The 12,665-nt window shown below is 61.0% G+C and carries 13 protein-coding genes; 8 read left to right on the top strand and 5 right to left on the bottom strand.

Annotated elements, in window-relative coordinates:
* Positions 1-22: 22 nt before the first annotated feature.
* From EHF33_RS05210 to EHF33_RS05185, 6 genes are all read left to right on the top strand, one after another.
* Positions 23-1,054, top strand: a complete 1,032-nt coding sequence (locus tag EHF33_RS05210) for an alpha/beta hydrolase (RefSeq protein ID WP_124868508.1) — start codon at positions 23-25, stop codon at positions 1,052-1,054.
* 544 nt (positions 1,055-1,598) lie between these two features.
* The gene (locus EHF33_RS05205; protein WP_124868506.1) at positions 1,599-2,141 is read left to right on the top strand and encodes an RsmD family RNA methyltransferase; all 543 of its coding nucleotides are present in this window, start codon (positions 1,599-1,601) and stop codon (positions 2,139-2,141) included.
* A gap of 32 nt (positions 2,142-2,173) precedes the next feature.
* The gene (coaD, locus tag EHF33_RS05200) at positions 2,174-2,668 is read left to right on the top strand and encodes a pantetheine-phosphate adenylyltransferase (RefSeq protein ID WP_124872858.1); all 495 of its coding nucleotides are present in this window, start codon (positions 2,174-2,176) and stop codon (positions 2,666-2,668) included.
* Positions 2,669-2,783: 115 nt separating this feature from the next.
* Positions 2,784-3,701 (top strand): aldo/keto reductase, encoded by a 918-nt coding sequence (locus EHF33_RS05195; RefSeq protein WP_124868504.1) that lies wholly within the window; start codon positions 2,784-2,786, stop codon positions 3,699-3,701.
* A gap of 325 nt (positions 3,702-4,026) precedes the next feature.
* Complete coding sequence (locus EHF33_RS05190) at positions 4,027-4,233, top strand: HNH endonuclease (protein ID WP_206431606.1); 207 nt, start codon at positions 4,027-4,029, stop codon at positions 4,231-4,233.
* The gene (locus EHF33_RS05185; RefSeq protein WP_124868500.1) at positions 4,230-5,486 is read left to right on the top strand and encodes a 3-isopropylmalate dehydratase large subunit; all 1,257 of its coding nucleotides are present in this window, start codon (positions 4,230-4,232) and stop codon (positions 5,484-5,486) included. The genes EHF33_RS05190 and EHF33_RS05185 overlap by 4 nt, the downstream gene beginning before the upstream one ends.
* A gap of 246 nt (positions 5,487-5,732) precedes the next feature.
* On the opposite strand, the gene EHF33_RS05180 is transcribed toward EHF33_RS05185, so the two are convergent.
* The 5 genes from EHF33_RS05180 to EHF33_RS05160 all read right to left on the bottom strand — a co-directional run bounded on the left by EHF33_RS05180 (position 5,733) and on the right by EHF33_RS05160 (position 9,928).
* Positions 5,733-6,548, bottom strand: a complete 816-nt coding sequence (locus EHF33_RS05180; RefSeq protein ID WP_124868498.1) for a hypothetical protein — start codon at positions 6,546-6,548, stop codon at positions 5,733-5,735.
* Between the two features lie 168 nt (positions 6,549-6,716).
* The gene (locus tag EHF33_RS05175) at positions 6,717-7,226 is read right to left on the bottom strand and encodes a MogA/MoaB family molybdenum cofactor biosynthesis protein (RefSeq protein WP_124868496.1); all 510 of its coding nucleotides are present in this window, start codon (positions 7,224-7,226) and stop codon (positions 6,717-6,719) included.
* Positions 7,227-7,289: 63 nt separating this feature from the next.
* A complete protein-coding gene (locus EHF33_RS05170; protein WP_124868494.1) occupies positions 7,290-8,192 on the bottom strand; it encodes a DciA family protein in 903 nt (300 codons plus the stop codon).
* The gene (recF, locus tag EHF33_RS05165) at positions 8,189-9,301 is read right to left on the bottom strand and encodes a DNA replication/repair protein RecF (protein ID WP_124868492.1); all 1,113 of its coding nucleotides are present in this window, start codon (positions 9,299-9,301) and stop codon (positions 8,189-8,191) included. Before recF ends, EHF33_RS05170 begins: the two co-directional genes overlap by 4 nt.
* 33 nt (positions 9,302-9,334) lie before the next feature.
* A complete protein-coding gene (locus EHF33_RS05160; protein ID WP_241191269.1) occupies positions 9,335-9,928 on the bottom strand; it encodes a DUF402 domain-containing protein in 594 nt (197 codons plus the stop codon).
* A gap of 138 nt (positions 9,929-10,066) precedes the next feature.
* On the opposite strand from EHF33_RS05160, the gene EHF33_RS05155 reads away from it, so the two are divergent.
* Together EHF33_RS05155 and EHF33_RS05150 are read left to right on the top strand one after the other, a co-directional pair.
* On the top strand, positions 10,067-10,660 hold the full coding sequence (locus EHF33_RS05155) for a peroxidase-related enzyme (protein WP_124868490.1): 594 nt from the start codon (positions 10,067-10,069) through the stop codon (positions 10,658-10,660).
* 173 nt (positions 10,661-10,833) lie between these two features.
* Positions 10,834-12,663: an alpha-amylase family glycosyl hydrolase gene (locus EHF33_RS05150; protein WP_124868488.1), complete on the top strand. Its 1,830-nt coding sequence runs from the start codon at positions 10,834-10,836 to the stop codon at positions 12,661-12,663.
* Positions 12,664-12,665 lie beyond the last annotated feature (2 nt).

The following is a 12,665-nucleotide window of genomic DNA, read 5'->3' as shown; positions in this document are numbered from 1 at the left end:
CCCCAGCCGCTAAGCTAAAAAGATGAGTAAAAAACATACCTTAGGTCTGTGGGTAGCGGTCGCGGCGCTCGGCCTCAGCGTCACTTTGGGCCGGGCTGGAGCGCAGGCTGACACGGGCTCATCCTCAGTGGCGTCTGCTCAGCCCGCATCAGCTCAGCTCGGAGCCGTTCAACCTTCCGGCCTCCGCAGCGCCCTCGGTGCCGAGCGGCGTTTCGTGGACGTGCCGGGTTTCGGCGCAGTCGCCTACTATCTCGATACGCGCGGCTCGGGCCGCCCCCTGGTGCTGACCACCAGCATTAACGCCGCCGCCAGCGCTTACGAAATGAAGCCGCTGTTTGACACTTACGTCGGCACGCGGCCCATTTATGTGCTGGAATGGCCCGGTTTCGGCAGTTCAGACCGCCCAGATGTGCAGTACACCCCCGAACTGATGACCCGCGCCCTTACCGCCCTGCTCGACAAGATCGGTCAGGATGTGGACGTGGTGTCGCTCTCGCTCGGCTCGGAATTTGTGGCGCGGGCGGCGCTGAGTGATCCGCGCATCAAGTCGCTGGCGCTGATTTCGCCCTCGGGCCTCGGCAGTGCACGCGGCGGCACTCAGCGGGCACGTGATGAGGACGGCGGCCAGAAGCTGTATGACCGCCTCAAAACCTTCGGGACGCCGCTGTTTGCCCTCATTCGCAGCCAGCCCAGCGTGTTGTATTTCCTCAATCAGAGTTTCGTCGGGCCAGTGGACGACGGCCTGTTCCGTTACAGCTTGGAAAGCTCCGATCAGCCTGGTGGCAAGTACGCCCCGCTGTATTTCATCAGTGGCAGGCTGTTTACGCCAGACGCCTACGAGCAGCTTTACAGCAAACTGAGCATTCCGGTACTGGTGCTTTATGACAAAGACAATTTCGTCAACTTTGACCGCCTACCGGAGTGGGTCACCCAGGGCAACGTGAGCGCGACCCGCATTGTGCCGAGCAACGGCTTGCCTCAATTTGAAAAGCTGCCGGAAGTCAAAGTGGCGCTGGATGGGTTTTGGCAAAGCATGGGGCTGCAAGGCAAATAAAATTTGACAGTTTACCGATTGAGAAAATGGTGGTTTGCGTTCAGCGTCTTCTTCATAATCGTCTCTTTATTTGAAATCCTCACTTCTGATCCCAAGATATCATCTTTTGACTACACATTCGGATGTTTACTTTTGTTTACTTCGATATGCTGGCTTTTCGTTTCTGCTCTATCAAAAATAGTGATCACGTCCAACTCAATTTCCAAACAGAGCCTTTTCGGCAGCTGGGAAATTAAGGGGGCGGATATAGACGGAATCGCTATTGAGTTTGTTTCGAGGTCACCCGGCCTCATTCTGAAACTCCGTACTGTTCACGGAAAAGTCGTATCCATAGATTTCAATTCCTACAGCGGTCAGCAGGAAGCGTGGCGGGAAATCCGTAAGATGGTCGCGCCGGATGTGGTTCGGGGACGCTGGCCCAAGTGCCTGATCTAGTTACCAGACCGCGACAAGTTTTGAACTTGGATGGTCGGGTTGAAGCTGTGCAGTGTTGTCTCCGGTATCCTCAGTTCATGAAATTTCTCCGTCCTTCATTGGCCCGCGCTTGAGCGTCCGTATTCTGGGCGGCGTCGCCAAGGGCCGCGCCCTCAAGGTCCCGCAAAGCGCCCGCCCCAGCACCGCGCGCCTCCGCAAGAGCTTATTCGACTTGCTCTATTCGCGCACGCCCGACGGCGCGACATTCATTGACTTGCACGGCGGCAGCGGCGCAATCGGCCTGGAAGCGGCCAGTCGCGGCTACCAAGTGACCCTGATCGAAAAGGATTCGCGGGCCATCAAAGACATCGAGCAGTCGGCGCGTGATCTGGAACTGAGAGTACGGGTGCTGCGCGGCGATACCAACGTGCTGATCGGTCAATTGCCGCCGCATGACATTATTTTTGCCGATCCGCCGTATGCCCAGGACGTTCCCAAGCTGGCCCGCCAGATTCTGGGAAGCCCGCTGATGGGCGAGGACTCGCTCTTAATCGTGCAGCATCCCAGCCAAACCCGTTTTGACGAAATGGAAGGCTTTGCCGCCGAACGCCGCACGTACGGCAGCAACGTACTCACCCTTTATACCCGCCAGCCCGCCGGAGAGTTGCCATGAGCCAACCACCCAAAACCTTAGAAAACAGAGGCATGAACGCCGTATTCCCCGGTAGTTTTGACCCGGTTACCAGCGGTCACATGGACGTGCTGACCCGCGCTTCCAGAATCTTTGATCACGTGACGGTGACCGTGATGCACAATGCCCGCAAGCAAAACAAACACCTGTTCAGTTTGGAAGAAAGAATGGCGATTCTCAGTGAAGCCGCTCAACATTTACCCAACGTCAGCATAGATACCTTCGGCGGCTTGCTGGTGGATTATATGCGATTGCAAAACCGTAGTATTATCGTGCGCGGCTTACGGGCGGTATCGGATTACGAATATGAACTGCAAATTGCCCATCTCAATCGGCAACTCGGGGATGTAGAGACGGTTTTTATTATGGCAGCGACCCGTTGGAGTTTTGTCTCCAGCAGTATAGTGCGCGAAATCGCTTCTTACGGCGGCGAAGTAGACGAAATTGTGCCGCAAGCCAGCGCCAAAGCGCTGAGGCTTAAATTTGCCGACGTGCAGCGGCCCGAATAGGAGTGACGTTAGGCCAATATTCATGCGGTGTAATCGGTGGGGTGTGCTGTGCTTGAATAAAAGTGCTTTGACACTTTGAATGACCTTCTCAAGAAAAGAATTCAGGAGGATACCTATGAGAACCATCAAACTTGGCACTACGGATTTAGATGTTCCTGTCGTGGCAGTCGGCTGCATGAGGCTCGATACCATTGACCGCGCCGACGCTCAAGCGTTTGTTCAAACGGCGCTGGATCAGGGCGCGACCTTTTTTGACCACGCCGATATTTATGGCGGCGGCAAGTGCGAAGAAATTTTCGCCGACGTCATCGAGATGAGCAGCAGCGTGCGTGAAAAGATCATCTTGCAATCCAAATGCGGGATTCGCAAAGACTCGTTCGACTTTTCTAAAGAACACATCCTGAGTTCGGTAGACGGCATTTTGAAACGCCTCAAAACCGATTACTTGGATATTTTGCTTCTTCACCGCCCTGATGCTTTGGTCGAACCTGAAGAAGTCGCCGCCGCCTTTGACCAATTGGAACAGGAAGGCAAAGTTCGGCATTTTGGAGTGTCCAACCAGACCCCGCGTCAGATTGAGTTGCTTAAAAAGTTCGTCAAGCAGCCGGTTGTTGCTAATCAATTGCAGCTCAGTATCACCAACGCCAGCATGATTACTCGGGGCTGGAATGTGAATATGGAAAATGCTGAAGCGGTTGACCGTGACGGAGGCATTCTGGATTACTGCCGCTTACACGACATCACCATTCAGCCCTGGTCGCCATTTCAATTTGGCTTTTTTGAGGGTGTGTTTTTGGATAACCCCAAATTTCCCGAACTCAATGCCAAGATTGACGAAATCGCCGCCAAATACAATGTCAGCAACACGACGATTGCGATGGGATGGTTGCTGCGCCATCCGGCCAAGATGCAGCCAGTGACGGGCACCATGAATGTGCAGCGGCTCAAAGACTGCGTCAAGGCCAGCGAGATTAACTTGACGCGGGAAGAATGGTACGGCGTGGCAACGGCGGCGGGGTACGTGCTGCCGTAAGCGGGAAGGAACGGGGTGCGGCTCTGACCAGAAGTCTTACGCGAGAGGACTGGGCTAGAGCCGTTTTTTGAATCAACCTGGGGAAGCATGGAGCCGACATCGCGTGGCTGTTCCATTCATACTGCAACATCATGGATGACTGCACGTCTACCGCCGAACCAGAAATTGAACCTGAGTTTGGCGAATTGCCGCCCCACTCTGACTCAAGACCTATCCCGAAGGCGCGACCCGACAAGTCACTGTCAACGTCTATGAACGAAACCGCGCCGCCCGTGAAGCTTGCATTGCTTACCACGGCACCATCTGCTCCGTTTGTGACTCGGACTTGGAAGAGTTTTATGGCCCCGTCGCTTACGGCTTTATCCACGTTCACCACTCCAAACCTCTTTCTGAAATCGGTGAACGGTATACCGTAAATCCAGAAACCGACCTCATGCCGGTTTGCCCCAATTGCCACGCCATGCTGCACCGCACCCAACCGCCGCTGACCACAGAGCAGCTCAGAGAACTGATTCAGGAGGCCCACCGATGACCCAATCAAGCCCATATCCTCAAACGATGGCCGAGCGCATTCTCTCTCAGCGCGGCGGCGGCACCTTTTACGCGGGCGACCTCGCGGTGGTGGAAGTTGATCAGGTGATGGTGGTGGATTCCATTGCCCAGAGTTTTATCGAGCGGATGCAAAAAGACCTCGCCGCCGTGCCCAAGTACCCGGAGCGCGTGTCCATCGTGATTGACCACGTGGCCCCCGCCAGCACCGTCAGCGTGGCGCAGGCGCAAAAAGAAGCCCGCGAGTACGCCGCTCAAACTGGCGTGCGCCTCTTTGACGTGGGGCGCGGCATCTGCCACCAAGTCTTGATGGAAGAGGGGCTGGCGAGGCCGGGTTGGATCGTGCTGGGCAGCGACAGCCACTCCACCACTTACGGCGCGGTGGCGGCCTTCGGCACCGGCATGGGAGCCACCGACATCGCTCTGGCGGCCGCCAGCGGCAAAACTTGGCTGCGGGTGCCGGAAAGCGTCAAAGTCACCTTGACGGGCGAGTTGCATCGCAGTGTCAGTGCAAAAGACGTGGCGCTGGAAATGATCTCGCGGCTGGGAGCGGACGGGGCCACCTATCAGAGTGTGGAGATTCATGCGGGCGACAAGTTTACGCGCGGCGAGCGGATGACGCTGGCGAATTTGTGCGTGGAAGCGGGCGCAAAAGCCGGCTTGGTGGTGCCGGGCGGCGAGATTCTGGAAATGTACGACGTGCCGGAGTGGATCTACCCGCAGGAAGGCGCGAAGTACGTCCGCGAACTGGAGATTGACCTCTCGGTGCTGCGCCCCCGCATGAGTGCGCCGAGCGAAGTGGACAACGTGTATGACGTGTCCGAGTTGCGCGGCCTCAAGGTAGATCAGGTCTTCATTGGCACCTGCACCAACGGGCGCTTGGATGACTTGCACGCCGCCGCCGAAGTGCTGCGGGGCCATAGAGTTGACCCGACCACCCGCCTGCTGGTAATTCCCGCCAGCAGCGAAGTGATGGAAGCAGCGATGGCTGACGGCACGCTGCTGACCCTGATTCAAGCGGGCGCAGTGCTGGGCACGCCGGGCTGCGGGCCGTGCATGGGGAGGCATCAGGGCGTGCTGGCCCCCGGCGAAGTCTGCGTGAGCACCAGCAACCGCAACTTCATAGGCCGCATGGGCGACAAGGACGCCAAGATTTATCTGGCCTCGCCCGCAGTGGCGGCGGCAACAGCGGTGATGGGGAGGATTGCTTTGCCGGAGGATTTGGGAGCGGCGTAGTGGTTCCTGAATCATTTGCTTCAATGAACTGTGCCCAGGTTGAGTGGCGAATTGGGATTTACTCCAAAACCGTAGCCGATAGGGAAGCTGTTTTACTTCAACGTGAGGGCGAAAGAAAGAAGAGCGGTCATCCGGCGATACTCAATCCGGCTGAACAGTTTCTCCTCACACTCGCGTAACTAGAGTTGCCGTGCTTGTGCCGCTCCCTATCACTCGATGAGATTTATGTTGGCTTGCTGAGCTGATTCAGTTCAGCACCCGCTCCCCCGCTTCCGCCGCGCCCTGCGAGACCCAGGCGTTGGCCCAGTCGGCACGGAAAAGGTAAGTGGCGTCCTCGCCTTCGCGGGCGTACCACAGCCGCACGCCTTCGTGTGGGCCACCGCGCATGGGTGACCAAGGCATCAGGTAAACGGTTTCTCCGGCGCTCAGGGTAGACAGGAGTTCGCCGTCTGCGCTGCGGGTACGCAGCCAAGCGTTGCCACTGGCGGGCGACCAACCCGCCAAATGGAGGGTGTGGCCGGAGGTGTTGACCAGTCGGGCGGCGTTCACGTCCAGCGTTAGCTCAAGGTCGGCGACTGCTGGAGTTACTGCGCCTTGCCAGCGCCGTAAAAAAGTGGGAGACACCTTGAAATTCGGCGCGATCACGTTGAAGCGCTTGGGATACAGCGTTGCGGAGAGCAGCAGGGCCAAGCTGTAGAGCGTCAGTGCCGCTGCGCCGAACAATAGATTGGCGCTCTGCATTTGCACCCCCCAGCTTACCGACAGCAGCCCAGCGATCAGGAGCAGCCACATCAGGCCGCCCTCAGCCGGTCTTGGCGGCCCCCGCAGGCGCAACACCGGCCAGTAAGCGGCGATCAGCACCAGGCCCGCGCCCATGCCAAACAGCGCGGGCACGTCTAGCACTGGTGCGGCCAGTAGCGAGGTCAGGCCCAGCGGCATCAGGATGCCCAAGCGGGGCCACAAACTCCTCCGGGCCGACTTGGCGACTTGCCACAGCCAAGTGATCGCCACGCCGAGGAGCACGGCGGCATAAAGGGGAGTGAGTTGGGTCAAGGTCGTCATGATTGGTCGGGTTCCTTGGGAGTTGGGCGGTGGGGTGTCAGGTGTGGCAAATAGGGAAAGATATGTGGACTCAGAAGCAGTTCTCAGGTGGGCTTAGTGGTCTCAAGGCGCGTTTGCTGTGGTGACTACACAGGACTGACTGAACGCTGTTCTGTTATTCGGTTCGGCTCAGTGCTGCCCGTGACGGGTCATTTCATATACCAAATGGCCGAGTTCGTCACGCAGCAGGCCTTCCCAGGCGGTTTGCACGGCGTTGAGACTGCCCGGCAAAGCAAAAATCAGGGTGTGGCCCGCCAAGCCTCCCACCGCCCGCGACAGCATCGCCGCGCCGCGCACTTCCTGATAACTCAGCATTCGGAACAGTTCGCCAAATCCCGGCATCGGTTTGGTGATCAGCGATTCCACCACCGGAATGGTCACGTCGCGCCCGGTGATGCCGGTGCCGCCGGAGGTAATCAGCACCTGAGCCTCGGCCATTAAGCGCAGAATGGCGGGGCGAATGAGCGTGGCGTCGTCTTTGACCAGCGCCGAGCCGCTGAGCTGGTGGCCTCCGGCGGTGAGCTGGTGGCGCAGATAGTCGCCGCTGGTGTCGTTGTCCGGCGTGCGGGTGTCGCTGATGGTCAGCACGGCAGCGCGAACGTGGCGGGGTGCAGCTTGTTGGTGGTCATCACGGCCCATGCGCGTCACTTTACGCCGCTTGGCGAGGAGAGTGAGCAATTAAGGCACGGTTGAGGTGCTTGATCAGGGAGTGGGCCGCTCGTTCAGTCCGTCTGGCCCCGCTCTTAGTACCGCCAGCGGCCCAGCGGGGAGGGCGTTCCAATCGGCCTTGCTCAGCCGCGTGCGGCGGTGAAACAGCTTGAGGTAAAGGGCGGCCTGCTCCTTCAAAAAGGCCCGGTAATGGTCGTCGTTGCCTGCCTGCACGCATTCCAGCGCCAAGTTCTCCAACTTCTCGCTGAGTGCCAAGAGCGCCAGAAAGCGGGCCGCGTCGGTGCCGCTGTTGCCCAGCATGTCCGGCAGGGCGCTCAGGCCCGAGGGGTCGCGGGCCAGCCGCAGCGCCGAGCGCTTCACGTTGGGGTCTTCCAACGTCAGGGCGCAGGCGTGACAGGGCTGCTGCTTGCTCGGCTCTCCGCACACTGGGCAGGGCGCGTAACCCTGCTGCTCGCGCCAACGCCGGGCGCGGGTCACGGCTTCGGCGGCCCTGAGCGCCACGTCGTGCAAGCTGTCGGGTGCGGCCTGCGCCAGTTTGCGGGCGCGGGCGCGGTCAGGGGCGGGCAGCACTTCTGGCAGCGGCGCGGCAATGTGCGCGTTCAGGCGGCCCACCGAAAAACGCAGTTCGGTCACGCTCTGGTCGCCGAGTTTTTCTTGCAACAATTTCAAAAATGCCGGGCGCTGCAAAGTCAGGAAGTGGGCCATGCTGCTATCTCTGACCTCGACAAAGAGGGTGTTGCCCTGCTGGCTGCGGGCGCGGGTCAGGCGGGCCAAGTCGGAGCCGACCACCTCCGGCCACAGCAAAATGCTGCGGGCCTTCGAAACCCCGCTCTGCAAGCGGTGCTTGGACAAGGTGGTGCCCAGCACGTCGCGCAGGCCGCGTGTGCCGCCTGTTCTGCTGCCCCCTCTGCCCGAGAAGCCGCGCCCCCGCGTCATCCGCCGACCTGTTCCAGTGCGGTGTGTTTGGTGGCTTGTTCAGGCGTGCTGCTTTGTTCAGGAGCACTGTTCTGTTCAGGAGCAAAGATGCCCGACTCGGCCCGGAAGCTGAGCGCCGCGCCGGGGGCTTTTTCGGTGCCGGTCACGATGGCCTGCGGCACGCTGGCGGCCAGGCTCAGCAAAAAAGCCCGCCGCGAGGGATCAAGTTCGGCAGAAAAGTCGTCGATCAGCAGCAGCGGCATTTCACCAAAGCGCTCGTGCAGCAGCTCGAACTCGGCTTTCCTTAGGCTCAGGGCGATGGTGCGGGCCTCGCCCCGACTGGCGTATTCGCCCGCCGGGAAGTCGCCCAGCGTCAAGCTCAGGTCGTCGCGGTGCGGGCCAATTACCGTCGAGCCGCGTGCCCGTTCCTCGGCGGCCCGGCGGGTAAAGTCGGCGCGGAAGGTTTCGGGGGTGGTGGTTTCGCTGAGTCCGAGTTTCAGCGGTTTACTCGATCCCAGCGCGGCGTTGGCCTCAAAGGCCAGTTCGGCCAGCCGGATCACGGCGCGGCGGCGCACGTCCATGATCTCGCTGCCAAGTTTGGCCAGCGTTTCTTCCCAGATGGGCATGGCCCAGTCTTCTCCAGCCTTCAGCGCGGCGTTGCGCTGGGCGACGGTGCGCTCATAGCGCGAGAGCTGTTGGCCGTAGCGGGCGCTGATTCGCGAGAGGAGTTCGTCGAGGTAAGCGCGGCGCACACTCGGCGCACCGTAGACGAGTTCCGAGTCCTCGGGGCGAATCCAGACGGCGCTGCCGCGTGGGAGCTCCTGCCCGCGCACCCGCACGCCGTCAGCCTTGAGGGTGCGCCGCCCGCGTCCCAGCCCGACTTCCAAGACGCTGAGGCTGCCGCCCTGCCATAGATCGGCCCGCACGTAGGCCTCGCGCTCGCCCTGCAAGATCAGTTGTTCGAGGCGGGTCACGTCGCTCAGGCCGGTCAGGGCCAGATAAACGGCTTCCAGCAAGTTGGTTTTGCCCGCTCCGTTCGGCCCCCACACGGCGCTGACGCCCGCCGGAAAATGCAGCGTGGCGGGCGCGAGGTTGCGGTAATTGAGGGTGGTGAGGGTTTGCAGGAGCATGCAGGCATTCTAGCGGGGACGTCTAGGTGCGAACTAGGAGCAAAGGGGAACTTCACCAAAATCGGCCAAGCGCGGGTCTACTCCCTGAGCCGCCAGATAAGCGCCCAGCTCGAAACCGTGCTGGACCAGGTCGCTGAGCAGGGTACGGGCCTGCTCCCAGACGCGCTCGGCTTGCTGCTGTGGCAAGTAGCCCGCGAGCGCCGCGCTCAAAAACTCGTCTTCGTCCACCACTTCGGCCCGTTTTCCGCGCCAGATCAGCACGTCGAGGTAGTGGTCGTGCATCGTCCAGACGCCGCCGTCCTCGCTGATGGTGGCCAGATCGAGGTAGTAATCGTGCTCGCGCACGCCGTAAAAGTCGTAGCGGCAGATTTGCAGCCCCAGTGCGGGCAGCAGGTGGGCGTGCCAGGCCCGGATGCGCGGGTGGGCCACGAAGCGGCGCGAAACGAACAGCCCGTCGCTGTGCTGGCTGTAGCGGTCAACAGGGCGCAGGCCGGTGTTGGTGTGGTGCAACTTGGCCGCGAGGTCGTGGCGCTCGATTTTGGGCGGCTTGGCTGGAGCCAGTGGGCAAGAAAGCGGCCCAGAGAGAAGGGGAGTGGCCCAGTCGGTAAAGAGCGCTTGTGCCGCCATACCTCACCCTACAAGATGCCCTCTCTCAAAAAAATACAGGACGCTGAGCTGTGTAGACGCCTGCCCAAGCATGAATACTTTGAATCCGTAGGAGTTGGAGCGGCGACCTCGCTCTCAACACATCGCTAGACTGGAGCCATGACCCACGACCCAACGTCCGGTGAAGCGCAGCCCCGTTTCTCTTTCCTGCCCGTTCCCACTGAAGCCGAGGTGCCCGAAAGTGTCGCCAAGCTCTGGAGCAAGGCGCAAAGCAATCTGGGCTTCGTACCGAATGTGTTCAAAGCGCAGGCGCTCAATGGCGAGCAGTTTCAGGCGTGGTGGAGTTATTTCAATTTGCTGCTCAATAAGGAAGGCCACCTGCCGCCGCAGGAGCGAGAACTGGTGGCGGTGGTCGTGAGTAGTCTCAACGCCTGCCTTTACTGCGCGGTGTCGCACGGCGCGGCGCTGAGACTGACGGGCATGGAGGCAAGCAAAGCCGACGCGGTGGCCGTCAACTGGCGGCAGGCTCCGCTGAGTGCGCGTGAAGCGGCCCTGTGCGCCTACGCCGAAAAGCTGACCGTGACGCCGGCCCAGATGACCGAAAGCGACTTGGGGGCCTTGCGGGCGGTGGGTCTCGGCGACCACGAAATTATGGAACTGGTGCAAGTCACCGGGATGTTCAACCTGACCAACCGCGTGTCGAGCGCTCTGGGCTTTGTGCCGAACGCGGAGTACTTCTCGGCGGGTCGGTAAGCGGCGTCCGCGTGAGGCCTGAAGCGCGGTGACCTTTAGCCCTCAACCGAAACGCAACATCACAGGCGACGCTAGCCCAGTCTACGTTCCCCCAACTACTCGGCAAGGCGTGGTACGGCCTCCCACTCGACGCGGAGGGGCGGCGGTTCGGTGTGCCCCTCAGGAGAACATTCATGCTCAGCCCCATTCCTGCCCGCCACGACCACACTCCCGCTTATACCGCTGCCCTCGGCTTGCCGCAAGGAGAAAGTGTCACCCTGCGCGTCTGGACGGGTCTGCCGGTGACAGGCGTATCGCTGAAAGTCGTGCGGGTGGGCGAAATCGAATACCTGCCCGCCGAAGCCGTGACGCTGCCGAACTGGAGCGGTGAGGGCCAGTGGTTCGAGGCCCGCTTGCCCATTCACGCGGGGCGGGTGCGCTACGCCTGGGAACTGCGCCTCCCGGACGACCACCTCAACCTGACGGCGGCGGGTCTGACGCACGGGCGGCGCGGCTTTCGGAGTTGGTTTCAATATCTGGCCGGACACATTGCGCCCGAGTGGGCCTGGCAGAGCGTCTTCTACCAGATTTTCCCTGACCGCTTCCGCGACGGCGATTCCAGCAACAACGTGCGTGAAGGTGAATACCAGTATCAGGGCCGCCCCATCGAAACGCGCCCTTGGGGAGCGCCGATTGACCAGGCGGGCGACGTTCACGCCCACTATGGCGGCGACTTGCGAGGCATTCAGGACGCTTTGCCTTACCTCACCGATCTGGGCGTCAATGCCCTGTGGCTGACCCCGATTTTCGTTTCGCCCAGCAACCACCGCTACGACATCTCGGATTACCGCCACGTCGACCCGCACCTCGGCGGCGACGCAGCCTTTGACGACCTGATCGGCGCGGTTCATGCGGCCAACCTCAAGATCGTCCTGGATGGCGTGTTCAATCATGTCGGCAACGAACACGCCCTGTTTCAGGCGGCGTTAGCGGGGGCCGAGCGCGAGCGGGCCATGTTCACCTGGCGGGATGAGCAGGAAAAAACGCAGCATGAGTTGCCCTACCACGCTTTTTTTGATGTGCCCACCCTGCCCAAGCTCGATTACCTCAGCGGCGACGCCGAGCAGGAGTTCTTGGCGGGCGAGCAGAGCGTGGTGCGCCAGTGGCTGCGGCGCGGTGCGGACGGCTGGCGGCTGGACGTGGCCCACATGATCGGCAAGGGCGGCACCGACGAGGGCAACTTGGATCTGCACCGCTCGCTCAAGCGGGCCGCCCGCGCCGAGAAGAGAGACGCTTACGTGTTCGGCGAGCGCTTCTTTGACCCAGAAGCTGCCCTTGATGGCAGCGGCGAAGACGGCGCGATGAACTATCACGGCTTTGGCCTGCCGCTGATGCAGTGGTTTTCGGGCCACAGCTACACGTTCACTCCCAGCCGCTTGGGTGGCGAAGAACTGTGCGCCCTGTTGGCCGATACTTATCACGCTCTGCCGCCGCAAGTGGCGCTCAGCATGTTCAATCTGCTCGACTCGCACGACATTCCCCGCGCTCTGTTTCGGCTCGGCGGCGATACCCGCAAGCTGCGGGCCGCTCTCACTTTGCTGCTGGCCTACGCGGGCGTGCCGTGCCTGTACTACGGCACCGAGATCGGGCTGTCGCAGGCTCAGGAGGGCGCAATGCCGTGGTGCCGCGAGAGCATGCCTTGGAACGAGGCCGAGTGGGACACCGAGTTGCGGGCCGAGGTTCAGCAGCTCATCAAAGTGCGCCGCAACGCGCTGGCCCTGCAACAAGGGCATTTGCGCTTCGTGTTGCAAACGCCGGACGCCGTCGGCTTCGTGCGCGAGTACACCGCCGGAAGCGGCCACGCCGAGCGGGTCTTGGCGCTGGCCTCACGCACCCCTGAAGCCATCATGTTGACCTTACCGCAGGGCGACTGGACGGACTTGCTCAGCGGCGAGGTGCTACGTGGTCAAGTCAGCCTAGACCTCAGCACGGGGCGGCTATTGGGACAAGGCCAAGCAGACTGAGC

The organism is Deinococcus psychrotolerans (assembly GCF_003860465.1).
Lineage (GTDB): Bacteria > Deinococcota > Deinococci > Deinococcales > Deinococcaceae > Deinococcus > Deinococcus psychrotolerans.
The sequence above is the reverse complement of the archived record's forward strand: the minus strand, read 5'-3'. Positions and strand labels throughout refer to the sequence as shown.